The 26,040-nt window shown below is 45.7% G+C and carries 22 protein-coding genes; 16 read left to right on the forward strand and 6 right to left on the reverse strand.

Going from position 1 to position 26,040, the window contains the following annotated elements; genetic code table 11:
• The first annotated feature begins 1 nt into the window (after position 1).
• From ACH10T_RS13255 to ACH10T_RS13275, 5 genes are all read left to right on the forward strand, one after another.
• Entirely contained in the window at positions 2–760 is a 759-nt protein-coding gene (locus ACH10T_RS13255; RefSeq protein ID WP_394809731.1) for a MotA/TolQ/ExbB proton channel family protein, read from the forward strand.
• Entirely contained in the window at positions 760–1,176 is a 417-nt protein-coding gene (locus tag ACH10T_RS13260; RefSeq protein ID WP_394809732.1) for an ExbD/TolR family protein, read from the forward strand. Before ACH10T_RS13255 ends, ACH10T_RS13260 begins: the two co-directional genes overlap by 1 nt.
• A 462-nt stretch (positions 1,177–1,638) precedes the next feature.
• Entirely contained in the window at positions 1,639–1,863 is a 225-nt protein-coding gene (locus ACH10T_RS13265; protein WP_394809733.1) for a (2Fe-2S)-binding protein, read from the forward strand.
• Positions 1,864–2,148: 285 nt separating this feature from the next.
• On the forward strand, positions 2,149–4,569 hold the full coding sequence (locus ACH10T_RS13270) for a TonB-dependent siderophore receptor (protein ID WP_394809734.1): 2,421 nt from the start codon (positions 2,149–2,151) through the stop codon (positions 4,567–4,569).
• A 178-nt stretch (positions 4,570–4,747) separates the two neighbouring features.
• Positions 4,748–6,922, forward strand: coding sequence for a hypothetical protein (locus tag ACH10T_RS13275; protein ID WP_394809735.1), 2,175 nt, complete (start codon positions 4,748–4,750; stop codon positions 6,920–6,922).
• Positions 6,923–7,435: 513 nt separating this feature from the next.
• Here ACH10T_RS13275 and ACH10T_RS13280 read toward each other — a convergent pair.
• The gene (locus ACH10T_RS13280) at positions 7,436–8,098 is read right to left on the reverse strand and encodes a calcium-binding protein (RefSeq protein ID WP_394809736.1); all 663 of its coding nucleotides are present in this window, start codon (positions 8,096–8,098) and stop codon (positions 7,436–7,438) included.
• 199 nt (positions 8,099–8,297) lie between these two features.
• Between ACH10T_RS13280 and ACH10T_RS13285 the strand changes: the two genes are divergently transcribed.
• From ACH10T_RS13285 to ACH10T_RS13315, 7 genes are all read left to right on the forward strand, one after another.
• Entirely contained in the window at positions 8,298–9,857 is a 1,560-nt protein-coding gene (locus tag ACH10T_RS13285; RefSeq protein WP_394809737.1) for an adenylyltransferase/cytidyltransferase family protein, read from the forward strand.
• Between the two features lie 301 nt (positions 9,858–10,158).
• Positions 10,159–10,860 carry a c-type cytochrome gene (locus tag ACH10T_RS13290; RefSeq protein ID WP_394809738.1) on the forward strand — a complete coding sequence of 234 codons (702 nt, stop codon included), beginning with the start codon at positions 10,159–10,161 and terminating at the stop codon, positions 10,858–10,860.
• A gap of 35 nt (positions 10,861–10,895) precedes the next feature.
• The gene (locus ACH10T_RS13295; protein WP_394809739.1) at positions 10,896–12,122 is read left to right on the forward strand and encodes a c-type cytochrome; all 1,227 of its coding nucleotides are present in this window, start codon (positions 10,896–10,898) and stop codon (positions 12,120–12,122) included.
• A 579-nt stretch (positions 12,123–12,701) separates the two neighbouring features.
• A complete protein-coding gene (locus ACH10T_RS13300) occupies positions 12,702–15,230 on the forward strand; it encodes a 3-hydroxyacyl-CoA dehydrogenase/enoyl-CoA hydratase family protein (RefSeq protein WP_394809740.1) in 2,529 nt (842 codons plus the stop codon).
• Positions 15,231–15,288: 58 nt separating this feature from the next.
• Entirely contained in the window at positions 15,289–16,488 is a 1,200-nt protein-coding gene (locus ACH10T_RS13305; protein WP_394809741.1) for an acetyl-CoA C-acyltransferase, read from the forward strand.
• Positions 16,489–17,082: 594 nt separating this feature from the next.
• Positions 17,083–18,723: a putative bifunctional diguanylate cyclase/phosphodiesterase gene (locus tag ACH10T_RS13310; protein WP_394809742.1), complete on the forward strand. Its 1,641-nt coding sequence runs from the start codon at positions 17,083–17,085 to the stop codon at positions 18,721–18,723.
• Positions 18,724–18,737: 14 nt separating this feature from the next.
• Positions 18,738–18,941, forward strand: coding sequence for a hypothetical protein (locus ACH10T_RS13315; RefSeq protein WP_394809743.1), 204 nt, complete (start codon positions 18,738–18,740; stop codon positions 18,939–18,941).
• Between the two features lie 105 nt (positions 18,942–19,046).
• On the opposite strand, the gene ACH10T_RS13320 is transcribed toward ACH10T_RS13315, so the two are convergent.
• Positions 19,047–19,976, reverse strand: coding sequence for a rhodanese-related sulfurtransferase (locus ACH10T_RS13320; protein ID WP_394809755.1), 930 nt, complete (start codon positions 19,974–19,976; stop codon positions 19,047–19,049).
• A gap of 245 nt (positions 19,977–20,221) precedes the next feature.
• On the opposite strand from ACH10T_RS13320, the gene ACH10T_RS13325 reads away from it, so the two are divergent.
• Entirely contained in the window at positions 20,222–20,917 is a 696-nt protein-coding gene (locus tag ACH10T_RS13325) for a Crp/Fnr family transcriptional regulator (RefSeq protein WP_394809744.1), read from the forward strand.
• Between the two features lie 126 nt (positions 20,918–21,043).
• A complete protein-coding gene (locus ACH10T_RS13330) occupies positions 21,044–21,379 on the forward strand; it encodes a hypothetical protein (RefSeq protein ID WP_394809745.1) in 336 nt (111 codons plus the stop codon).
• A gap of 45 nt (positions 21,380–21,424) precedes the next feature.
• Here the strand turns inward: ACH10T_RS13330 and ACH10T_RS13335 are convergent, their stop codons facing one another.
• Positions 21,425–21,796: a DUF4156 domain-containing protein gene (locus ACH10T_RS13335; RefSeq protein WP_394809746.1), complete on the reverse strand. Its 372-nt coding sequence runs from the start codon at positions 21,794–21,796 to the stop codon at positions 21,425–21,427.
• 245 nt (positions 21,797–22,041) lie between these two features.
• Between ACH10T_RS13335 and ACH10T_RS13340 the strand changes: the two genes are divergently transcribed.
• Positions 22,042–22,575: a LemA family protein gene (locus ACH10T_RS13340; RefSeq protein ID WP_394809756.1), complete on the forward strand. Its 534-nt coding sequence runs from the start codon at positions 22,042–22,044 to the stop codon at positions 22,573–22,575.
• A gap of 272 nt (positions 22,576–22,847) precedes the next feature.
• Positions 22,848–23,519 carry a GIDE domain-containing protein gene (locus tag ACH10T_RS13345; protein ID WP_394809757.1) on the forward strand — a complete coding sequence of 224 codons (672 nt, stop codon included), beginning with the start codon at positions 22,848–22,850 and terminating at the stop codon, positions 23,517–23,519.
• A 12-nt stretch (positions 23,520–23,531) separates the two neighbouring features.
• Here ACH10T_RS13345 and ACH10T_RS13350 read toward each other — a convergent pair whose 3' ends face one another.
• Genes ACH10T_RS13350 through ACH10T_RS13360 form a run of 3 tightly spaced genes read right to left on the reverse strand, consistent with a single transcriptional unit; the run spans position 23,532 to position 25,894 of the window.
• The gene (locus tag ACH10T_RS13350; protein WP_394809747.1) at positions 23,532–25,082 is read right to left on the reverse strand and encodes a CHAD domain-containing protein; all 1,551 of its coding nucleotides are present in this window, start codon (positions 25,080–25,082) and stop codon (positions 23,532–23,534) included.
• The gene (locus ACH10T_RS13355; RefSeq protein WP_394809748.1) at positions 25,075–25,368 is read right to left on the reverse strand and encodes a hypothetical protein; all 294 of its coding nucleotides are present in this window, start codon (positions 25,366–25,368) and stop codon (positions 25,075–25,077) included. The genes ACH10T_RS13350 and ACH10T_RS13355 overlap by 8 nt, the downstream gene beginning before the upstream one ends.
• Positions 25,331–25,894, reverse strand: a complete 564-nt coding sequence (locus ACH10T_RS13360) for a PPK2 family polyphosphate kinase (protein WP_394809749.1) — start codon at positions 25,892–25,894, stop codon at positions 25,331–25,333. The genes ACH10T_RS13355 and ACH10T_RS13360 overlap by 38 nt, the downstream gene beginning before the upstream one ends.
• Positions 25,895–26,040: the final 146 nt, after the last annotated feature.

Raw genomic sequence — 26,040 nt, forward strand, 5'->3', positions numbered from 1 at the left:
AATGGAAAAAGGACTCGGCTTTTCTCACTTTCTCGCCCAAATCGATGGCGTTGGTATCAGTGTGCTGGTGTTACTGCTGTCACTTTCAGTTGCGAGCTGGTATTTGATCATCACAAAAAGTATCACTAATCTTATTGCAAAACGCCGTGCTGAGGCTTTCTTAAAACATTTCTGGAGTTTCGATTCCCTGCAAGCGGTGAATGTTGAGTTTAAGAATGCCGCACCGAATAATGCATTTGCAGAGCTTGCCAAGCTGGGTATTGATGCGGCGGCAGATTCCAAGATTCACAGTTCACATAAATTGGCTGCAGCTGGTGGTACCAGTGAGTTTCTGACACGTACATTGCGGAACGGAATTGATCAGGAGGCTACCCGTGTTGAGAATGGCCTGACTCTGATCGCAACTGCCGGTTCTGCAGCGCCTTATATTGGTTTGTTTGGAACGGTGTGGGGAATCTATCATGCGCTGATACAAATTGGGCTTTCAGGTCAGGGCACATTGGATAAAGTGGCTGGCCCTGTCGGTGAAGCATTGATCATGACAGCACTAGGGCTGGCGGTGGCGATACCGGCAGTGCTTGCCTATAACACTTTTGTGCGCCGTAATCGTATTTGGCTCGCGCGACTGGAAGCTTTCGCGCATGATCTGTTCATATTGATTACTGTGGGTGATAACAATGATGCGCCGGTTTCTTTACTGCAAACACCGTCAGCAGCCGTCACAGAAATGACGGATGCCGTTGTTGAAAGGGGGCAATGATGGCATTCGGTAGTATGCAGGATAGCGGCCGTCAGGCGCCCATGGCGGAAATTAACGTGGTGCCACTGGTAGATGTCATGTTGGTTTTGTTAATAATTTTTATTATTACAGCGCCGCTCCTTACGCATTCAGTCAAAATCGATCTACCAAAAGCTGAAAGTGCTCCCAATATTACTCAGCCAGAGCATGTTGAGTTGGCTATCCGTGCGGATGGCAGTCTTTTTTGGAACGGTGAACCCGTAACATTGGAACAATTGTCACCGCGCTTTGCTGCGAAGGTGACTCAGGCGCCTAAAACAGAATTACATATTCGCGCGGACAAACTGGCACATTATGAACATGTCGCACGAGTGATGAGCATTGCAGCCAAGGCTGGTATGGCAAGAATCGGTTTTATTACAGATCCTTCGGAATAGTAGCAACGATCATAGTTAATCTTAAGTCTTCTTCAAAAAGAGATGTCGCAGCAAAGAATTTTGTTCTATGAAGCTTAGTAGGGCAATATGAAAAATTAGACGTGGGAGATTAATTTAAAGTTTGATAGGCCTTGTTTGATACTGTGACTGCTACTGTTTTTTACCAGTTACTCATGCTAAGACTAAATCATTCGCGCTTTTTGCAATCCTCTTGCACATTTCTCAGTTTATCAATCCTGCCTTGGGAATAGCTATTCCTAATCTTTATCAGGTTTCCGTCCTAATTGCGTCGTAGTGCAATGGCGGTATTTCTGGTACTACAAATTTTGTTTGGAGAAGAGCGTGGGATTGCTTTTTATAAAGATTCTTGTATAATTACGAATCATTCTCATTAGTAATAATTCTTTGATGTTTATTTTATAAATATTGGTTTTTCTGAATACAGATCTCAAGGTATTTAATATGTATGTATGTGTTTGCAAGGGAGTAACAGAAAGTGCATTACGCGAAGCGATCTATCAGGGTGCTGATCGAATGAGAGATTTGAAGGCTTCCTTGGGAGTTGCTGAACAGTGCGGTATTTGTGCATGCCATGCTAAACAAGTTCTGGATCAGACACTGGTGCAAAAATCCAAACTGCCGGATTTGATTTCTCAATCAGTGTGTATGTGTGAAACTGCGGCCTAAGGAAGAGAAGCTGTAATAGTATGGTCCTTTCTTAAATTAACGATTGTCGATTGTCGTGATTTCAGCAAAAGCTTTGTCTTGCTGAGGATTTTCAGAAATGTTCCTGTTGTGCGAGATCAAGGATGTCTTGGCTAATTACGAACAGGACTTACCTGTTCCAAACTGCTTTTATTAGACCCATTCTTATCTTTGGATCACTTTTGTCGCCTTATACGTCATGCTGGAATAGTAGTTATCTGCTCCAGGGTTTGGTAAAAACTACAAAAATAATTACGCCCTAATATTATGACTATCCGTGGCTTTATTCGAAGTATTTATTTTTGTGCAGTATTAATCAGTCTGAGTCTGACGATAGTTTTCCTGTCTAAACCAGTTATTGCAGAATCATTAAATAGCGCTACTCCATCTGCGCAACGAACCTATAGTATCCCAGCCGGCTACTTACACGAAGCACTAATCCAGTTTGCACAACAGGCAGGAATAAAACTTGCTATTGATCCTGTGAAATTACAGGGAAAAGTAACGCTAGGATTAACTGGTAATTTTGAGATTAAATCGGGCTTGGATCAATTGCTCACTGGTTCTGGTTTGCAAGTGGTGAAACAGGATGATAGCTATGCACTTACGGAAGTGCCGGCATCCTCAGCAGACCCTGTCGTAACCACATTACCTTCAATACAGATTACTGCCAGCAATACCAACCGGTATGCGGCAGTCAGTACCACTACAGCAACGAAAACCAATACTTTGTTGCGCGATGTTCCGCAATCCATTACGGTTATAACCAATGAACTGATTAAGGATCAATCAATCCGAAGTATTGCTGACGCAGTCCGTTATGTGCCCGGTGTTGGCGTCTCGCAGGGTGAGGGCAATCGCGATGCACTCGTGTTTCGAGGTAATCGTTCGACCGGCGATTTTTTTACTGACGGTATCCGTGATGACGTCGAGTACTACCGCGATCTTTATAATATTGAGCGTGTTGAGGTGCTCAAAGGTGCCAATGGTATGATTTTTGGTCGTGGCGGTTCAGGTGGCGTTGTTAATCGTGTTACCAAGCAAGCCAATTGGGATCCCGTGCGAGAGTTTAGTTTCCAAGGCGGATCTTTTAATCAAAAAAGAATGACGGCAGATGTCGGGCATGTGATTAATGATGTCGCTGCAATTCGTTTAAATGCGGTATACGAAGATGCTGGTAGTTTTCGTGATGGCGTAAGTTCGGAGCGGCTTGGAATATCCCCGACAGTAACCCTCAAACCAACGCATCGGACTAAAGTGGTTGCGAGTATGGAGCGATTTCATGATGATCGTACTGCTGATCGGGGTATTACCTCGGTTCTAGGCGCTCGTGGAGAAGTAACGGGACCGGTCGATGTTCGTCGATCACAATTCTTTGGAGATCCTAATCGTAGCAATGCGAACATCAACGTGTTGTCGTTCAATTCTTTGATTGAGCATAAATTTGATTCTGGGATTACGCTACAGAACCGGACGAATTATGCAACTTATGATAAGTTTTATCAAAATGTATTTGCCAATGGTGGATTTAATGTTTCGACTGAACAAGTATCGCTGGGGGCATATAACAATGCATCAACGCGTGAGAATGTATTTAATCAAACGAACTTGCTTTACTCCTTAAATACCGGACCTATTTCGCACACACTGATGGCGGGGATTGAAATAGGTCGCCAGGATACCCATAACAGGCGTGAAACAGGCTTATTTAATAATAATCTTGCCAATACTAACTTGTTTGTTCCTCTGAGTAATTCGATTACCAATGTGCCGATTACTTTTAGAAACAGAGATGCCGGTGGGGATGTGGATGCTCTAAATCGTAGCATTGTGAATGTAACCTCACTTTATATTCAAGATCAGATTGAAATAATGCCAAAACTTCAGGCGATTGTGGGCGTGCGCTATGACTTGTTTGAAGTGAATTTCCAGCAAAAGAATGGTCCAAGAGATCATTTAAAGACGCGAGATGATTTAATTGCGCCGCGATTTGGTTTGATCTATAAACCGATTGAGCCTGTCTCATTTTATGCAAGTTATAGCCAAGCTTATGTTCCACGAGCAGGTGACCAACTGACATCATTAAATGTCACTATTGAAACACTCAAGCCGGAAAAATTTACGACGCTGGAAACTGGTGTCAAATGGGATATTCGTCCTGATTTGGCTTTTACCGCTTCTGTGTATCAACTGGATCGTAGTAATGTCATTAACTCGGTTGTCGGAGGGCAAACTTTTTTAACCAAAGGACAGCGTACCGAAGGTGTTGAAGCTAGCCTTGCTGGTCAGTTGACTTCAAACTGGAGTGTGATGGGTGGTTATGCCTACCAGGTTGGGGAAATTACCGGTGATATATTTGGCATTGCTAAAAAAGGCGCCTCGGTTGCGGAGCTGCCCCGTCACACATTCTCTGTATGGAGCCGGTATGACATTACGCCCAGTATTGGTGCAGCATTTGGTGTGATTCACCGGGATAGTATGTTTACTTCATTGACTAATCGCGTCAGCTTGCCTGATTTTACCCGTGTTGACGCAGCACTGTTTGCACAATTTACAAAACGGTTTCGCGGTCAGTTGAATATTGAGAACTTATTTGACACGAAATATTTCGCTGCAGCACAAAACGACTTTAATATTACGCCCGGCTCTCCCATTGCTGTCAGGGCAACATTAATCGCCAACTTTTAGGCGGTATAAAACTAAAGAAGTTTTTTGATTGCTATTAGTAATAATTATCATTATGATTAGCGTTTGCATTTATTAAAATTAATTTTAGAGGAGCTTTTTTATAATGTTTTTATTTAAGAGATACATAAATTCACTAAGCAGGTTGTTGATGGTGAGTTTGTGTTTTATTACATTTTCTATGAGCAATGCAGCCGCAGAATCCAATGTTGCGGCTATTGAAGCAGCTGTTGCTGCATTCAAGACGATTGGAACACTGCGTAAAGAATTCCCGATTAACGGTGAAGCAGTGGCAACTGCTCATGCGGGCGCTTTACAAACATTGACGCAGGAGATCGATACCGTCAATTCCTTGACATTGGATAGCGATGTTCTGGCTGCAATCGATGATATTAAAAACGATCATGAGCCATTATTGGCAGCTCAAGTGATCGACAAGACTTTACAACGTGTTTTTTACCAAATTATTTGGAACCGTATTTCCGCTATTCGGGATGAGTTTAAAACCGCAACAACGCCCACATTGATTGCAATGTTGGATGAATCAGTGGCAGCATTTCAAGCGATTTCTGCTACCGTCGCAAGGGAAAATCAAGTATTGACGGCGGATAGACAAGCGCTTGAAGCTGGCAGTAAACCAGGTCTGGATGTTGATATTAATGATTTTTTCTCTAACGTAAGAACGGCACTAAATAAAAGCAATCCTGACGAAGATTTCAATACCGTTCAAGCTGCCAGATATGGCATTAGGATGTCTCTCGCTCGAGCCTATTACATTGGAGTGTTACGCGAAGTCTCTGGCATCCTAAATAATCGCACTACAGACCCAGATGAAGCGCGCATTGCACAAAAAGAAGGTGAAATCTTTTATCGAATTATTGAACCGTTGGTAGCAAGGGGGAACCCTGCAGGTAGCTTAAAAATAAAAGCACAATTGACAGGCGAGTTTTCAAAGGTTGTTGCTGATGAGATAGTAAGTGAGTTAGGTAAAGGCTTTATCTCTCGTGTGGTAGCCGAAATGAACGGTCAAGCGAGTGCGATAACATCGGGAGATAGTGCGCATGCGTTGGCGGAAGCAGCGGGTGCTAAGTACTTTGCCAGAGTTTTTTTACCGGATCTGGAGTTACGGTTAGGAGCTGGTGAACGCAGTAATCTGGAACAAGAACTGGAAAATCTATTGACTGCAAGCAAGGAGCTGAGTGCAGTTAAATCCACACAAGCGCGTGATGCAGTTACTGCAATATTGACAAAGTACGAGAATCAACTCAATCGTGCCAAATATGAAATAGTGCATCATACTGCCATTATCGATAATGCCGTTGCAAATTTTCTGGTAATTAGTGAATTAAGAGCTAAGAGTCCTATTGATGTTGACGCAATTGCTGCGAAATATATAGATGATTTACAGCAACTTACGAAAATCGTCGATCAAATCTATGGGACAAAGATAGATCAGGATGTTTTGAATGCAATTGATCAAGCAAAAAGTGGAAGTCAACTTGCTCAGGCACTTCAAGTAATCGATAAATCATTGCAAAGAGTGTTTGCCCTGGTTGTCTATAATCGCGTGACACTGGTGGCGGAACAATTTGTGGGTTTATCGACGGATGCGCTAGCTCTCGAATGGGATAGAGCCTATTCGGCGTATACAGCTATCGCCAAAACAGCGAACCGAGAAGACAAAGTACTTTCAGCGGATAAGAAATCCATTACGACTGGCAGGGACCCGGATCTCGATTATCAAATCTTGTCTGCATTCGCTCAAGGCAAACGAGCGCTCAACAAAGAAAATGCCGATGATCGTTTTTCTTTATCGCTGGCACGCGAGAATATCATCATTCCGTTGGCAAGAAGTTTTCTGATTGGGGTGTTGCGAGAAGTGGAGGGTATTATTACCAATCGGAGTTCAGATATCGATAAAGCCAAGGAACAGCAAATCGAAGGCGAATATTTCTATCGTACGGTCGATGCATTTATATCCCAAGATAATCCTTCAGGTAGCAGTCATCTTCATGCGCAATTTACAGGTGATCTGGCAAATGTAGTTGCCGATTCAGTCGTCAGTGAAATCAATAAAGGTATCCTCGGTCAGTTAAAACGAAGCATGAACCAGATTGAGGTTAATTTTAGTTCCGATAGGAACCAGGCTTTGCTTGCTTCGGAAAGATTATCGTTGTATGCCAGTATCATTTTGTCTGATCTCGAGCTACGTTTGGATGCACTGCATCGTGTAAAGCTGGAAAATGCGATCAGAGATCTGAAGGAATCTATTCAAGCTAATAATTCTAATAGAGCAATTTCTGTTCGGTCGATAATCAATGAGATTATTGCAGATTATGAAAATGAACTGATCTAGGAATGAAAATACCTTGCCGTAAGAATTTTACGGCAAGGTATGGTAGTTTTTGTAAATGTACCATTGTAAGAAATATTTTTTCCTGTTTACGTTCGTAACATGTCTATTCAGATACCATCCGTATTTTCTTAACTGCATGATATGTAAGGAAGCATTTTTTTAGAGTAACAAAGTGTGTTGTGACGAAATTTGGATTTTTAGAGGTGCCCATAGGTATTTGAATGAGTGATAACAATTACATTCAAGAGGATTCTTATAACAGTCATCGTGTTAAGAAAATTATATTAAATCAGGAGGGATCTAGAAATGATGCTAAATTATAATTTCTGGCTCGCTGCATTCTTTGTATGGATTGGGTTTATCAGCAAACCAGTTTGAGCAAAACCGGTTTGCTGGGTGTGCTGGATAGCGGCTGAAGAGACGGGATGGGATTATGCATCTTCGTTCCTATCAATCCGATGCAAGAAAATAAAGTCTCGCTACCGACTAAAGCGGCGAGACTTTTACTGATTGTTAGAGCGTATATACAATCATATCGGTTGTAATTGAATTGATGTTGACGCCAACAAGCTCAATAGTTGCCGCGCCCCCGACAAACTCAACGGTAAATCCGCTATCACCGTTATCGGTAACGTTGGTTATGAATGGCGCCAATTCAGAAAATGAATGGATTCCTAGAATCTCGGAATCAAAGAACAAACGATCTTCATCGATTGTAAAATCGGCAATCTCAAAAGTTCCTACGCCATAAAATCCAAATGTGTCCTTGCCACTGCCGCCATCGAGTCTGTCGTAGTCTCCGGCTGGTTGACCAGGGGGGACGGGTGTATTGGCTGGTATGCTACCACCTGCCCGAAGAATATCGTTACCATCACCACCGAACAGTTTTTCGGTACCTTCTTGCCCATCTAGATCGTCATTTCCATCTCCGCCTTTCAGGATGTCATTGCCAGCACCGCCTTCCAGAACATCCTTGCCGCCTTCGCCTTTAATTTCATCATGACCGGCACCGCCAATGAGGTCAAAATTGTCTAAGTCATCACCAATAAAGAGAAAATCATCGTCATCAAAGCCGGCGGATCCAAGTCCTACAAAAGGAATGCCATCGATATACTCGAGGGTAGAGTTGATAGTTCCTGATCCGAGATTCTCACGAAGTGTTTTGGTTATTCCCATAATGTTATCTCCTAATTCTAATATGTGAGTTCTATAAATAAATTTATTTTCTGGCTTGTCCCATTAAATCATTTAAATAATAATGAGAATGATTCCTATTATATTGAATAATGGTTAAAATGCAATCCTTAATTGCGCTTGATATTGGAGCGGATGCGACTAAGTGCCTGTGAAAAAATAGGATAATGGATTGCTGAAAATGACTACGAAGCTTGAAGAATTATTATTGAAAGCGAAGGGTTTAATCGCCGCCGGTAAGTTCAATGACGCTGATGCAATACTCGATCCGCTGAAAATTGAGAATCCGCTGTCGCAGGATGTGGCTCGATTATGGTGTTCATTGGCGATGCGCACAGGTCGGACGGCAGATGTTCCCGCTTATGCAGCAAAAATTTATGCACATGTGCAAAGTGATTTTCACAAAGCGCATTGGGCGCATGTCCTGGGAACCGCGAGCTTTATTTTATTGGATTTATCATCCGCGCATGCGCATTTTACCGACGCGCTGAATCATCTGATGACGCTGGCTAAATCCGGAAAAATCCCGCCGCAAAAAGAGCCATTGAAAATATCGCAAGCTGCTGAGAATCTATTTGCCTCCGGAAAGGCCGAGGCGTTGCTGTGGACGACTTGCGCAGAATTAGCCAAGCTGGATATTCCGGCATTTCCTTTTGCGGGTACTTTACTGGGGCTGGTTCGTAACGGATGTTTACTGGATTTTGATAAAGATCTCGACATCGCCGTGCGAATGGAATCCTGGGATGCTTGCTGTGCTGCATTGGAGCAAGCCGGGTGGGAACGATCGCCGATGCGGATTGACTACGCCAATTATCGTGATTACGTGCACCCGGAATTGGGAATAACATTGGATGTCTGTGGCTTGCAAGCCAGAGGAAAACAGATCGTGGGCGGTTTCTCACTACCGGGTTATCCGGATGAATATCAGCGGGTATCCGTTTTCCCCCAGTTTGATTTGACTCAGCGCAATTCAGAATATGGCCAAGCCTGGTTTCCGCGGCAACCGGAAAAAATCCTGATGGCATTTTATGGCGATTGGCGCACGCCAAATCCCAACTGGGATACCGTGATATCTGCACGCAATCTGGAAAATTTTACCTTACTGGTGCGCTGTTATGCGTATCACCGGCTTGTGCAGCGCTGGTTATCGGGGGATCTGGCTAAAGCCTGGTGTTATGCGCATCAGATTGCTTTGAAGGATCCTGACGACGTGCTCGCATTGCGTAGCCGTCAGTGGATGGAGCGAGCCATGGTGCGGTTAAACCGGGAAATCCCAGTGTGGCCGCGAAATCAGTCGCAACGGCGCGTGTATACGCGAATGGTGGCCGATTTGTTTCACGAAGGCCATGTGAATTTTTTACAAGCGGCGCGTGCATTGGGTACGCATTTGACGGTGTGCGTGGTTTCCAATGAACGTGTTACGGAAAATAAAGGAAAACTTCCCGTCATGAAACAAGCGGAGCGTGCCGCTGTTGTTGCCACTTGCAAATATGTAGATGCCGTAATGACGGATACGCCAGCGCGTGTCACCAAAGAATTTATGCAACAGCATGGTTTCGACATTTATACCTTCGCGTGCGCGTCTGAGCAGGAGCGCTTGGACAAATACAAACTGTGCGAGTCATTACCGGCAGAAATGATTCAAGAACTGACATATACATCCGGTATTTCGACATCCGATCTTGTCATGCGTATTCTGGAAGGTGCAGGAAGTAAAGAGACGGTCATGACGAGTAAGTAGGTGCGCTGTATCCGATCAGTAGATGTGTCGATCATTCACGGAAAGTTTTTATAATCAGATAAATTAACCGAATGACAAAGACTATCGTTTGCTTGGTTTCATTTTTACCAGGCATAGCCAGATCTAATCTGAATTGCTTGCCTTTCGTAAGAATTACAGGTCGTTCAATGACATTTTTGAGCGCTCTGATATTGCCGGGCCGAATCAGTACAAAGCTTTTCAAGATATTGATTAAAATAATGACAGAGATGCGCTAATCATTCTCCATTAATTTGATTACCTATATGGAAGGAAATCCTAAATGCTGCGTTTTATTTTGCTGGTACCTTTCTGCATGACTTGTGTGGCATCTGTTTATGGCGGCACATCTGTTGAAGTACCAGATACGATGGCTGAACGTGTTAAGGCTTGCACCATTTGCCATGGTGCTGAAGATAAAGTGGGACGCGACGCTTATTACCCTCGCATAGCGGGTAAACCACAAGGATATCTTGTTAATCAATTACGAAATTTCAGGGATGGTCGGCGCTATTATCAGCCGATGGCTATTCTGTTGGAAAACATGTCAGATGAATACTTATATGAAATAGCCCAATATTTTTCTTCTCTACGGTTGCCATATCTAGCACCTGAACAGATTCATATGCAACCTGAAGAAATCGAACTAGCAGAGCATCTTATTTATGTGGGCTATCCAGGGAGGAATATTCCGGCATGCAGCGCCTGTCATGGAGATATTTTGATGGGTATAGAACCTGCTATTCCGGGTTTGCTGGGATTGCCCCGAGCTTATATTACGGCACAGCTAGGCGGATGGAGAAATGGAGGCAGTATGCGAGGTCAGGTGCCGGATTGTATGTCTGAAATCGCTAAACAGTTGACCGATGTTGAAGTCAATGCAATTGCGAAATGGTTAGCAAATCAGTTTGCTTCAGGAGAGCCAAGACCATTTAATGCGCTTTTACCTGAATTAGTGCATCGTTGCAGCCAAAACATCATATAAGTCATTATAAATTTGATGCTTTGTTATTGGTATGCATGGTATCGCTATTATTTTTCTCGATAACACAGGTTTCGGGCGCTGTTGCTGAGGAACCCGATCGCTCTATCGAAGTGCAGCATGGCGCCTATCTAGCCCGCATTGGTAATTGCATGGGATGCCATACGACTAAGGGTGGTCAACCGTTTGCGGGCGGACGCCGATTATCTACTTCATTTGGTATTTTTGTCACACCCAATATTACTTCTGACAAAGAAACGGGAATTGGTCTTTGGAGTCAACAAGATTTTTGGCAAGCACTACATCAGGGTAAGTCGCGTGATGGGAGGTTCCTATATCCTGCTTTTCCCTATACCGAATACACCAAGGTAACGCGGCAAGATGCTAATGCAATTTTTGCTTATCTTCAATCAACACCGCCCATTTCACAATCCAATCCACCCAATGATATTTTCTTTCCCTATAATTTAAAACCACTGCTCGCCATCTGGCGTACATTGTATTTTAAAGAAGGTGTTTATGAGCCGGATCAATCCCGAAGTGACGCTTGGAATCGCGGTGCTTATTTAGTACAGGGATTAGGTCATTGTAATGCTTGTCATACAAGCCGCAATATGTTTGGAGCTAGCCAAGATGATATGCTGGCTGGCGGGCAAATAATGGGTATGAATTGGTACGCGCCTTCCTTGTCCTCGTATCAGGAAGCGGGTAGTGGTGATTGGCCAATCGAAGAAATTGTTGAATTGCTGACAATTGGCATAACAAAAAGTGCCGCGGCTTCAGGTCCTATGGCGACCGTTATAAAACAAAGCCTTCAATATTTGTCGCAGGACGATATTAACAGCATGGCAATCTATCTAAAGTCATTTACGGAGAATGAAGGTGGCAATACGTCTGGCGTCCGTTTCTTGGTGATGTCAGGTAGCTTGCAGAAGCATATGGATTTTGGTGGACAACTCTATGAGAAGCATTGTAAAACGTGCCATGGTTCTGATGGAAAAGGTGTTCCGGGTATTTATCCAACGTTGGCAGATAATCGGAGTGTGATGATGAGTTCGCCATTGAATCCCATTCGCAGTGTGTTGAATGGCGGATACCCACCTACGACAGCAGGAAATCCTCGGCCCTATGGAATGCCGCCGTTCCAGCAGGTTTTGCGTAATGAAGAAATAGCTCTGGTGGTGTCGTATATCCGGAATGCTTGGGGAAATCGTAGTAGCTTGGTAACAGCAGTGGATGTTGACCGAAGTAAAGGTGGGAATTAATAACGGTCATTATATTAGTGCTTCTGGTTAATAACGTCGAATCCACAGCTTTACCGGAGAATGCCAAAAGGTTTGACCGTTACGGCTATCGTCGTAATGTTCTCGAAAATTTCCGCAATGGGCAACGGTATCAGCTTCCATAAAGCCTGGTACAGACACATCCCAGAAACCCGTTCGCATGAGTCTTAAGCAACACGCCAGGTTTGGTCCCACCCATCCCTTTCACTGTCGTTATCCGAATGGGTTTGGGCAGAAGGGACCGTGTTGATGCTAATGCTGATAGTGCATGATGCCCCGAGATCTGGTTGCGGCGGCAGGTAAATTTGCTCAAAATGGGGAATCATTCTGGAGTAGCTGCAATCCATAGGATAACCTGGTGTCTTTATCGGTTACTTTTATATGAGTCAACAATAACGTTTTACCCTGCGCGCGGGTTTCTTTTGTAGAGAGGCGATTTGGGGGCAAGATATACACTTGTAACCAACAAGCTTGCGCTTTGGGGCTCATGCTTGTACTCTTTCGGTCATAGGCGGCATGAACAAGGTTTTATTCCATAACCGGATCAAGCAGGAGGCGAAATTGGCTGATAAAAATTTTTTAGTGCGCAAGGCGGCGGTACTGGGGGCTGGTGTGATGGGAGCGCAGATTGCAGCACATCTGGTGAATGCTAACATCGAAACGTTGCTGTTTGAGTTACCGGGTGATGCGGATAATCCCAACGCCAATGTGACCAAGGCGGTGGAGAAACTCAAAAAACAGGAACCTGCGCCGCTATCGGTTAAAGCCAAAGTAACCTGTATTCAACCGGCGAATTATGATCAGCATCTTGAATTGCTCAAGGATTGCGATCTGGTGATCGAAGCGATTGCCGAGCGCATGGACTGGAAACGGGATTTATATACCAAAGTTGCCCCATATCTCGGCGAACAAACCATTTTCGCGAGTAATACTTCCGGGTTGTCAATCAACCAATTAGCTGAGGCTTTCCCGGAAGTATTGCGTCACCGTTTCTGCGGTATCCATTTTTTCAACCCGCCACGCTACATGCATTTGGTGGAATTGATTCCCTGCAAAACCAGTGATGCAGAAATGCTCGATCATCTGGAAGAATTTCTAGTGACTTATCTGGGCAAGGGAGTGATTCGTGCCAAAGATACGCCGAATTTTGTTGCCAATCGCATCGGCGTGTTCTCTTTGCTGGCGACGATGCATCATGGCCGGGCCTTTAATTTTGGTTTTGATCTGGTCGATGCACTGACCGGTGCACTGATCGGCCGCCCAAAAAGCGCTACATTCCGCACCGCGGATGTCGTCGGTCTGGATACCTTGGCGCATGTCATCAATACGATGCGCGATACTTTACCGGAAGATCCATGGCATTCTTATTTTGCTGTGCCGGATTGGCTGCAAGGATTGATTGAGATTGGTGCATTGGGAGAGAAAGTTAAACGCGGTGTGTATCAAAAAATAAAAAGTGAAATCCATGTGCATGATCGGGTGGCACAAACTTATCGTTTATCGGCTGCGGAAGTGGATGAGGATCTGAAACGTTTGCTGAAATATAGCAGCCCGGCTGAAAAGTTTGCTGCATTACACAATAGTCAGCAGCCGCAAGCGCAGTTTTTGTGGTCAATTTTTCGCGATTTGTTTCATTATTGTGCTGTGCAACTGGAAACGATTGCCAATAATACGCGCGATCTGGATTTGGCCGTGCGCTGGGGATTTGGCTGGAATCAGGGACCTTTTGAAATTTGGCAGGCAGCCGGTTGGAAGCAGATTGCCGACTGGATTCAAGAGGATATTGCGGCCGGTAAAAGCATGAGCCAAGCGCCATTACCGCAATGGGTGACGGCAATTGCCGAAAGCGGCACGCAAAGCGTGCACACGGCGCAAGGCTCTTTTGCCCCGGCATCTGGAAAAACACAACTGCGTTCAGAACTGCCGGTGTATCAACGTCAGCTTTTTCCAGACCGGTTAATCGGCGAGGAAGCGGTTTACGGCGAAACCATCTTTGAAACCGATGCGGTAAGGCTATGGCATACCGGCGATCAAATCGCCATTCTCAGCTTCAAGAGCAAAATGCATACGATAGGCGTGGATGTACTGGAAGGTGTGCAACAGGCGATCAAAGAAGCCGAACAAAACTGGCGCGCATTGGTGATCTGGCAAACGGAACCACCATTTTCAGCCGGTGCTAATTTGCAGAAGGCCACTGAACGGCCTAAACCGGATGTGCAACAGGGCAGCACGCCGCCTGCTCCACATCAGCCACCCACCGCTTTTCAGTCATTCTTAAAGAAATTAAGGAAGTCGACCCAGGCGACCGTGCTTCAGGTGGCACGTGAGCTGGATTTTGCTGATGTATTAATGGCCAAGAAACTGGCTGAAGTTGATGGAATGATCAAATTGTTTCAGCAAACTTCGCAAGCACTGCGTTATTCGATGATTCCAACCGTTGCCGCCGTAGATGGGCTGGCATTGGGCGGCGGTTGCGAGTTTGTCATGCACTGTGACCGCGCCGTGGCTACGCTGGAAACTTATATCGGCTTGGTGGAAGTGGGCGTTGGATTGTTGCCGGCTGGGGGCGGGTGTAAAGAGTTTGCCATGAGAGCCGCGCAAAATGCCAAAGACGGCGACCCTTTTCCGCAATTGAAATATTATTTCCAGACGGTAGCAATGGCGGAACTGGCGAAAAGCGCCGAGCAGGCGAAAGAACTGGGTTATCTGCGCCTTGCCGATACCGTGGTGATGCATCGTTTTGAGTTGCTGCATGTCGCCAAAGCGCAGGCGCTGGCTTTAGCCGAAGCAGGCTATCGCCCGCCATTGCGAGCCCGGGAAATTCCGGTGGCTGGTAACACCGGGATTGCGACGATCCAAAGTCAGCTTGTTAACCTGCGCGAAGGTGGATTTATCTCCGAGCATGATAATCTGATTGCTAATAAGGTGGCACATGTGATGTGCGGTGGCGATTTGACACCGGGTAGCCTGGTCGATGAAGACTGGTTCCTGGAGCTGGAACGTGCTGCCTTCATGGAATTGCTTGCAACCGAAAAAACCCAGGCGCGTATCGAACATACGCTTAAAACCGGTAAGCCACTGAGAAACTAAATTTACGACAGGATTCACTTTAGACGTATTCCAAGATCGATGATCCACGGAGAAACCAATGACTAAGCAAACTCAAGAAGCCTATATTGTAGCCGCTGCACGTACACCGGTTGGCAAAGCACCGCGCGGTATGTTCAAGAATGTACGTCCCGATGACATGCTGGTGCATGTGTTACATGCTGTAATGAAACAATGCGAAGGATTGGATCCGGCGGCGATTGACGATGTGATTGTCGGTTGCGCCATGCCGGAGGCGGAGCAGGGCATTAATGTCGCGCGCGTGGCATTGTTGTTGGCAGGTTTGCCGAACAGTGTGGCCGGTATGACGGTCAATCGTTTCTGCGCATCCGGTCTGCAATCCGTTGCACTGGCAGCGGACCGTATCCGGCTGGGGGAAGCGGACGTGATGATTGCAGGGGGTACGGAGAGCATGAGCATGGTACCGATGATGGGCAACAAAGTTTCCATGAATCCGGCCATGTTCCAACATGAAGAAAATGTCGCAATCGCTTATGGTATGGGTATGACGGCCGAGAAAGTAGCCGAACAATGGAAAGTGTCGCGTGAAGATCAGGATGAATTTGCCTTGACCAGCCACCTGCGCGCCTTAAAAGCCATTGAAACGGGTGAGTTTCAACAGGAAATCGCACCGTACCGGGTAGACGAGAAACGCCCTGATTTAGTCACACATCAAGTGCATGAAGAGATTGTTGTCAAAGATACGGACGAAGGCCCACGCGCCGATACGAATCTGCCCGCGCTGGCTAAATTGCGGCCGGTTTTTGCTGCCAAAGGCTCCGTGACCGCAGGGAATAGCTCGCAGATGTCCGATGGTGCGGGTGCTGTGGTGTTGATGAGCGAAGCGGCGATGAAACGTTTTAATCTTTCCCCGTTGGGGCGTTTTATCGGATTCTCGGTAGCGGGCGTACCGCCGGAGATTATGGGCGTTGGACCTATCAAAGCCATACCCAAAGTGCTGGCGCAAACGGGTATCAAACTGGGTGATCTGGATTGGATTGAATTGAATGAGGCATTTGCTGCGCAGAGTCTTGCTGTGATTCATGATCTGGGATTGGATCGCAGTAAAGTAAATCCTCTGGGTGGTGCAATTGCACTGGGCCACCCGTTGGGCGCTACCGGTTCCATTCGTGTGGCAACGCTACTGCATGGATTGCGTCGCCATAAACAAAAGTATGGCATGGTAACTATGTGCATTGGCAGCGGCATGGGTGCAGCAGGTGTGTTTGAAGCGCTTTAAGCGCATAGATCAATATCAACCTTGCGATTCCCCGTGATCTTGCCGCGGGGATAGGTGCAGGAGCGCGCGGAGAAAATTTATTAAAATACTGTAGTTTAAGGAGAATTACTTAGCTTCTGGTATGAATTTTCACAAAAGTTTTGTGAAAAAAGTCACAGCGGAAATTCCTGTCCAATGTATGTCAAAGAGAACTTATACGTCTTGGGTCTTCCAAGAGATTGGCGCTAATTTAAGCGCTAAGATATCGTTCATGCTTATTCCGAGCGCAAATTAACATTCTTTATTTTAGGCCCTTAAGAGAATGTCCTATGTTCTCTTAATCATTCCAGTATTTGTAGTGCCAAATCTCAAGTGAATCGACTTGCACGCCGTAATATACGTTGTGTCGTATGCGTATTTGAAATGTTTCTGGAAGCGGTGTGAAACTGAATCATTCATATTTTTAGCCAGCAATCATTAAGTGCGGTAATGGGATTGTTCCATAAGTTATTGGTGTTGTTGTATTTACCAAAATATCAATCGGGTATGTCTGAGTAATTATAAGGCAGCTTTCATACTTAACTAAGTTGCCGGCCGATAGGGAGTTTTTTGATAGTGAGTTCACATGCTTTTTACGATTTACTTTCATGTATAAGTGATTTTGCCGCGCGCATTAATGCGCATGGAGTCATTCAGCAAGCATCCGCGTCGTCACAAGTATTTCTGCGATTACCTGCAGAGTTGCTGCAAGAGTCTATTGAGCTATTTATCCAACCTGAAGATAGGGGGATATTTACGGAAGTTCTGGAGAAAGCGAAGCATAGTGGAGAGAGACAGACTTTTGTTTGCCGTCTCCTGCGGCAGCGTGTATTGCCGGTGTGGGTGGATTGTTACGTACTCCAGTTGCCAGAAGATGAGTATTTTATCGCAGCGTTCGATGCGACACACTGGAAGGATAAAGAGAATCAGCTGGTTTACCTTTCCACGCATGATGCGCTGACTGGATTACCTGGTAAGGTATTACTAGACGATCGTATCAGTATGAGTATTCATACTGCGCACAGGGAAAAGAACTTTCTGTCATTGATCGTTTTAAGTTTGGATGGATTCAGGAAAGTTAACGACTTGTTGGGACACAGCATTGGCGATGAATTAATTAAAGCTGTTGCGGAGCGCTTGCAGAATGCTGTGCGGCATAGTGACACGGTCGCTCGCGTGAGTGACGATGAATTTTCCTTGATCATGATGGGGGTTGGGCAATCCAATATTGAATTGATAGTCAGGAAAATATTGACAGCTATGCAGCAGCCTTTTCGTATCCGTGAACATGCATTACACATCAGTACTAGTCTTGGCATTTCAATGTACCCAGAGCACGGCGATAATTCTGTGTACTTATATAGAAATGCAGAGATGGCGATGTATAGAGCGAAAACACAGGGTAAAAATAACTGGAATATTTATAGCGATCAGGTTGATGATACGGAGAGAAGTGATTTGTCGCTTGAGTCAGCCATGTATGAAGGTATTGAGAATGGTGAGTTCATGTTGCATTACCAGCCGATTTTTTGTGCACAAACCGGCCAATTACGAGGTGCCGAAGCGCTGATGCGATGGCAGAATCCAAATCACGGCTTTATTTCACCGATGCGATTTATTCCGTTGGCGGAAAACAGTGGCTTGATAAAGATTCTCGGTGCTTGGGCTTTGCGCAGTGCTTGTCATCAAGCAAAAAAGTGGCAGGAAACCGGTCTCGAAGATTTTTATATCTCTGTCAACGTATCTCCGCGTCAATTTGTACAGGAAGATTTTCTGGAAATGATTGACGGGGCATTGAGTGAATCCGGATTGCTGCCGGAAAACCTGATGCTGGAAATTACGGAAGGCGTGTTAATGGATAATCCGCAGAAATCAGGGGCGATTCTGGCTCAGCTGCACGCGGCAGGAATAAAAATTGCGATTGATGATTTTGGCACCGGTTATTCATCATTGGCTTATTTAAAGAAATTTCCGTTATCGGTATTAAAAATTGACAAATCTTTTGTAGATGATGTGATTAATAGCGCTGAAGATATGGCCATTGTTGGCACGATTCTGAGTCTGGCGGAAGGGCTGAACCTGCTGGTAGTAGCTGAGGGAGTAGAAAATGATGCGCAATTGGGTTTCTTAAGGCAGGAAGGGTGTAATCTGATACAAGGATATCTGACCGGCAGGCCGGTAAACTCCGAAATGTTTAGAGAACAACACCTGGCATGACAGTATTAATTTCGATGCCCAAAAATGAAAAAGATAATTTTTCCGCACTATTGACGAAACGCATGGCCGAGAAAGGTGATTTTCCTGCATTCTCTGAGTCTGTTCAGCATCTTGACGAGCTAATGCAGGATGAAGATAAAAATATTTCAGCTTTGGGGCGTTTTCTGTTGGTATTCTACTTTCCTGAAGAATGGTTGCAGATTCAGAAAGTGGTTTGACACCCAATTCAGCGATCATGCGTGCCATGCTGTACCGAGGCCTTCGCAACACCCTATGCGGCATAAGTAAACCAAGGCACAAACGCTTTAAATCAAGCGCAGCAATCACTTGCTTTTGCAGTTGATTTCCCCAATATGAATCTCGCCCCTGATCTCAGCTAACTTTACTTGTTTTTCTCGCTCTCGGTAGCGGGCTTTGTCTTCTTTCGAGCGGTCATGGTAACAAGTGGGACAACTAATTCCCTGTTGATAGTGCTCACTGAGTTTATCTTCTTCTGAAATCGGCAAACGGCAAGCGTGACACTGATCATAGCTGCCTTTCTCAAGCTGATGATTCACGGTAACCCGCTCATCAAACACAAAGCATTCACCCTGCCATAAGGATTCCGCCTGTGGAATTTCCTCCAGGTATTTTAGAATGCCGCCCTGCAAATGGTATACCTCCTCAAATCCCTGCTGTTTTAAATACGCAGTGGATTTCTCACAACGAATTCCACCGGTGCAGTACATTGCCACTTTTTTATGCACAGAGGGATCCAGGTGTTGGGATACATAGTGTGGAAATTCACGAAAAGTTGTGGTGTGGGGGTTTATTGCATTGGCAAACGCACCGACTGCAACCTCATATTGGTTGCGTGTATCGATCAACAAAACCTCCGGGTTGTTAATTAATTCATTCCATTGCTGAGGTACCACATAGGTTCCAACCAATTGCTTGGGATCAATTCCTTCAACCCCCATTGTGACGATCTCTTTCTTTAGCTTTACCTTGCTGCGTTTGAACGGCATCTCGTCGGTCATGGACTCCTTGACCGAGATGCCAGCAAACGCTGGTATCGTCTCCACCCAGCCTAAAACAGAATCAATACCTGCCCGGCTGCCAGAAATGGTGCCATTGACCCCTTCCTCCGCCAGCAGCAACGTTCCTTTCACTTGATTCTCAACCATCTTCGCCTGCAACGGCTGTTGTATCTCTTTGTATTGAGGTAAGGATACAAATTTATACAGTGCACAAACAACAAATTTTGACATTATGGTTTCCTCCTGCCGGATCGTAAATTAGGCGCAGTAACAGTCATGTTGACACTTATACAAGTACGCGATCCAGTGACGGCGGTAGTTCTGCTTGTTTATTATTATCTTGCATTGTTCTATTTTTCACGTTCATTGCGTTTTGCAGGATAATAGCGCTTTTCATTGTAAGATTGTATTGTGCTTGTGAATCTTCCAGTCATTAAGAGCGCGTAAGTTGTTAAATTCAGAATTCAAGGGAGCGGTGAGTGTCTTCGTCAGAACACAGCGATAAATCGGGATCAATAGATACGTTTTTTGAGCATGGTTTCGAGCAATTAAAGCAGGATTATCCTTCGATCCAGGAAATCCATGCGGCAAGTAAAGATTTCCTTTATCGTCAGGGGGATCATTGCACCTACGTCTTCTGGATAAAAAGCGGTATCGTGAAACTCTCTCATCTGACAGCGCAGGGAACCGAAATTACCATTGTGCTGCTGAGAAAAGGGGATGTCATTGGCCATTTGCAGGGCGATTCCGTTCACCAGGAAATGGAAGAGACTGCACAAGCACTTGGGGAAGTGAGTTACTATCGTTTGGCCTATGTCGATTTCAAAGCATTGCTGTCAAACCATGCGGAATTGGCGTGGCATGTTTTTGAGGAGACATACGTCCGCAAGCAGAAAATCGAACGCAAACTCCGGACAATTCTGACGCAACCGGTTGAGATGCGCCTTGCCGCAACGTTATTGGAGCTGGCCGATATGTTTGGAATCCAGTGCACGCATGGCTATGCATTGGAAATTCACTTAACACAGCAGGATGTGGCGGATTTGATCGGTGCCAGTCGTTCGGTTGTGAACACAATTCTGAATGATTTTAGGAACCGCGGTATGCTCGACTATACGCGTGATCAGATTTGTATCAATGACGCTGCGCTCAGTGATTCCTATCAAACCAAGTAATTTCTAGTTTGTTTGATAGCGAACAGACACCGCGGCAGCGTTGTATTACTGTATGGCACATGGTTTCCATTGGGGGAACCACCCATTAATACAAAGGAGTATTAACATGAAAGTGATTTCACCTCGTTGCACGGCTATCTTGATTTTCTGACTGTCATTCTATTTTTACTTGCCCCAACACTATTAGATTTAAGCCAAGTACCAGCGATGCTTGCATATGGCCTGGCGGTAATTCATCTGATCGTTACATTGGCTTCTGATTTTCCGTTCGGCGTCATCAAGATCATTCCATTTCCCATCCATGGCTGGATTGAACGCATCGTCGGCCCTTCGCTGATTGCGGTGCCTTTTATTCTCGGTTTTGCCAATGAAGAGATCGCGCGGAATTTTTATATCGCCGCCGGTCTGGTCATTATCGCAGTGGGTGTGTTGACGGATTACCAAAGTAAAGCAAAAGATTGAGAAGGTTAATCCAGCATTCCCTAAATTAACCAATATTCTCCGGGGTTATTCGCAACGATAAACATTTCCAATGAATATGATTTCCTTATCAACCCCGGGAATATCATATTTCCCGGTGTTATTGGAATAGATAATATGCACGTTATTGCCGTCCAGTTTCTGCGCTTCGCTTCTTAAGTTGTTTCTGGCTTTAATCAGCCGGTCGACATAGGGAGTATTGTCTTCTTCGCTATCGTTCTCTATGGATGAACCTTTCACCTTGCCGAGTAATTCGCATCCATCAGGGCCTTGTTCGCCGAGTATGATCGTTACTGCTTTGGCGTCTTCCGGTTGCGCTGACAATTCCGAGCAGCCGATGAAGAGTAATGCCAGCATTACTCTTTGGATTAATTGACTTATTTCTTTTGAAACACTCATAGGTGACTCCTGATACGTGATTGTATTTTTCTTAAGCCGGCGTAGCATAGATAAGCTCTGTGTCATCCGTCAATAGCATTTTCGCAAGCAGTGCAAGGTATTGGTATGCAAAAAAAGGAAATAAAGCCACTAGTGGCTTCTTTTCGAGCTATTTCCTGGATTCTTACTCAGGTATATTGCGTCAATGTAACTTACTGGAGTATACATTGGATATCACCATCTATATTTCCCTGGCAGGGATAGCCATGGTCCTCGTATACGGAATCATGCTGTATAACAGCTTGGTTGATATTAAGCATAGCGTTTCCCAGGCGTGGTCGAATATTGATATTTTGTTGAAGCAGCGCCACGATGAACTTCCCAAGCTGGTTGAAACCTGTAAGCAGTATATGGGGTTTGAACAGGAAACACTCAAACAAGTGATTGCAGCCCGTTCGCAGGTTGCCTCTGCACGAGAGGCTGGCAACATCGGTGCATTGGGTTCTGCGGAAAATATGCTGCGGGTTGGGTTGGGAAATTTGTTCGCAGTGGTGGAAGATTATCCGGAGTTGAAAGCCAGTGAGAAATTCCGGCACTTGCAGGCGCGGATTTCCGGATTGGAAAATAGCATCGCGGATCGCCGTGAGTACTACAATGAGGCGGTCAGAATTAACAATGTACGGATTGAGCAGTTTCCCGATGCCATTATCGCCAATTGGTTTAAATTCAAGCCACGCGATTTGCTCGAGTTTAGTTATGCGGACAAACAGGATATCAGTATCGGCAAATTGTTTGGCTAACGCACGATTCCTAGATGAATATCCTGGTAGCAGAGCTTTCACCGGAAGAATATCAGTTTGTTGTGGAGGCATTGCTACTGACCGTCTTGATCAGCTTTTACTTGTTTGTTCGCAATTGAAAGCGACTGCGAATCATTGAGGATACGCCTACCGCCAAACTACGTTCCGCGCACCAAGGTTATATTGAGCTGGAAGGAAAAGGACAGCTTGTTGATGACCAGGCGATTTACGCGCCGCTTTCGAACCACCCGTGTCTCTGGTATCGCAGTCTGATCGAACAACAGGAATCGTTTACAGAGAATGGCCGCACACAAACACGCTGGAATGTTGTTTACAAAAATAACAGTGATTACCGGTTTAAGCTGACAGATGGTGTAAGCAGTTGCTATGTGGATCCGGATGACGCGGAAGTCAACGGCAACGAGAAATTGGTTTGGTATGGCAATACCGAATGGCCAACCCGAACTCAGATACTGGAAAGCCAGTCGATTGTGAATGCGATGACAAACAACTGCCGCTACAGTGAATGGTTGATACTACCGGGCCAGCCGCTGTATATCTTAGGGCAATTCAGCACCTGGTCTGCGACGACGCAGCAATCAGCCAAGGATGTGATGATTAATCTGATTAACAATTGGAAACAAGATCAGCAAGCATTGCGAAACCGGTTCGATACCAACAAGGATGGCAGAATCGATCAGGAAGAGTGGGAATCCGCTCGCCAAGTGGCGCAGTCAGAAGCGCAGAAAATTCATGACCAACTGGTTCTGGAACCGGATACTAATATCATTGCAAAACCGGGAAACGCAGCACAGCCATTTATTATCTCGGTATATCCGCAAGCCTTATTGGCGCAAAAATATCGCCGCAACGCGTTTATGTCACTGGCAACGTGTATTACATTAATCTGCACTATTGCTTGGTTAGTGCATGTGCATGGGTAATTCAGTTAACAGCTAGTGCCAGAACAATTTCGATCTTGCCAATCGCCGCCAGACAGAATTGGATAAATGCGCCTGCTGAGAGGCTTTCAATTCTAACGCGCCGCTGAGCCGGCCCAACTCGAAGCTGTGTGTGACGGATTTTTTGGGCAATGCGCGCAGTAATTGCACACCGACCCGCATGTCGTTTTCACGTCCCAACTCATTCTGTAATGCCGACAAAGCGGTAATGAAATGGTGAGCGTGTTTTCCGTAGAGCGGCGCGAAAGCTTCTACCGTGTAACGCATCTTCTTGGCGGCGATACGTGCCAAATGACGTTCGGAAGCATCCAGTCTGGCAAAGCCGTGGCAGCGTTTGCTTAGCTTTTGCCAGCATTTCTCAAGAACTCTCTCTGCCCAGGCCTTAGCATCTCCTATTTCCACGCTGGATGACGTAACCAGAAGACTGCGGCCGATGTCGAGTACAAGCCGGGTGAAAATGGGTTTGAGCAACAATGTTTGTGCCCGCTGGCGAGCGTGCGCAGCAGCGTCACGCATCAGAGCAAACGTTGTGTCCTGAACTGGTGCATTCCCCGGTGATCCTCCCAGTGCCGCCAAGGTTTGAGATAGAGCCTCCTGTAAGAACACATCCCAGTCGCGCGCCGGATTGAGCGTATGCAGTGATTCACGTAACGGCTGATCCCAGTTTGGAGATTCCATGCCTATCGATTTCGTCAGCAGTACGCCGGTCCGCAGACGGCGCAATGCGATGCGAAGTTGGTGAAGATATTCGATGTCGTGCGCATTTTCCAGAAAACCGGGCAGGTTGGCGACCAATTGCACCAGCGCAGTTTGCATCGTCGCATTCCAAACTTCACCGGCAGTTTGATGCTTGCGAATTACCGCGTGCGTTGCTTTGATTGGCGCAGGAATCACCGCGCCGCTCAGGATATAGCCGCGTTCCGCTTTGCTGCGCGGTTCGATGTGGAGCGGCACCTGTTCGAGTAATTGTGTTGCGGCATCGAACAAAAATGTAGGCTCTCCGGATTTAAGCTCAATTTCCACTTCACAAATATCCCGGCACATTTCTCCCGCATAGATTTTTCCGATATCGAGCGCGACTTCGGCTTGCGCGGCAGAATTGCCAATTTGCCAGGTAGTGCGTTCAAACTCGGTCGTGAATACCGGCGCAATGCGCTTTAGCTTGATTCCAGTCAGTAAATCTAGTGCTGTTTTTGGCAGCACAGAAAAATCCGGATGGTTGCCGTTGGTGATCGCTATTTCCCATTCCGGGCGGGTCGACAACGCGCTGACGGATTGTGCCTCGGCTTTCAATGTTTGAATCCACTGATCATCCACCCGGCGTACACGCAACGCGATGCCGCGCCGCATCAGATCAAACTTGGGCGTGTCGAAATAAATGCTGAGCAGCGGGCGTTGCTTGGGCGCGATTTTGTTCAACAAGGGATGTCGCCGGATACGCGCAGTGTGGCGTGGATGCAAGGCCAGTTTCAGTTCAATTTCCATATCGATTCCTTGTCTAATGCCACTGCGTGCAGCAGTAGGGACAGATACTTTACTATTCAATCTTTAACTTATCAAAATTGATTCCTGCCGGTGCAAAAGGTGTTTTCAGCTTCATATCTTCCAATGCGTTAACGATACGATCAGCGATAACCCAGTTACGATACCATTTGTGGTTGGCTGGTACGATATGCCAGGGTGCTCGATCGGTACTCGTGGCGGCCATCATGGCCTCGAACGCATCCAAATAGTTTTTCCATAATTTGCGTTCTTCGAGATCCGCCTCGTTAAACTTCCAACGTTTTTCCGGATTAAAAATACGCTCCTCCAGTCGTTTTTTTTTGCTCATCCTTGGAGATATGCAGGAAAAACTTGAGAATCACTGTTCCGCTCTCGGACAATAATTCCTCGAATTCTTTGATCTGATTAAATCGTTGTTTCACCACTTTGTCCGATATCAATCCATGCACACGGGTAATCAGTACATCTTCATAGTGCGAACGGTTGAAAATACCGATCTGGCCTTTGGCAGGTGCTTTTTGATGTACGCGCCACAAGAAATCATGATCAAGTTCTTCCGGTGATGGCGTCTTGAAGGACACCACCTCGCAACCCTGCGGATTCACGCCGGACATCACGTGCTTGATCGTTCCGTCCTTGCCGCTGGTATCCATCCCCTGTAACACGATCAGCAACGACCGATTGCCGTTGGCATAAAGGCGTTCCTGCAGTTCCCCAAGTTTGTCGATCAATTTTTCTGTGACAGCCTTAGCTTTTTCTTTGCTTTTGTCGGTCTTCTTGTAGTCACCAGTATCGTCAGCGTCAAAATGAGACAGACTCAATTTGCTTCCGGGTTTTGCTCGATAGTTTCTCATTTTATTTTCATCTCATAGTCGTGAATCTGGAATCATTGGAGGATGTATTTATAGGTGTTTTTTTAACTTAAACTTTGGTTACTGGCTTCTAACCAATTGCCGGATTGTCTGATTCGAATATGGGCGGATTCAAGTGCCAACCGCAA

Source organism: Nitrosomonas sp., from assembly GCF_043753625.1.
Lineage (GTDB): Bacteria > Pseudomonadota > Gammaproteobacteria > Burkholderiales > Nitrosomonadaceae > Nitrosomonas.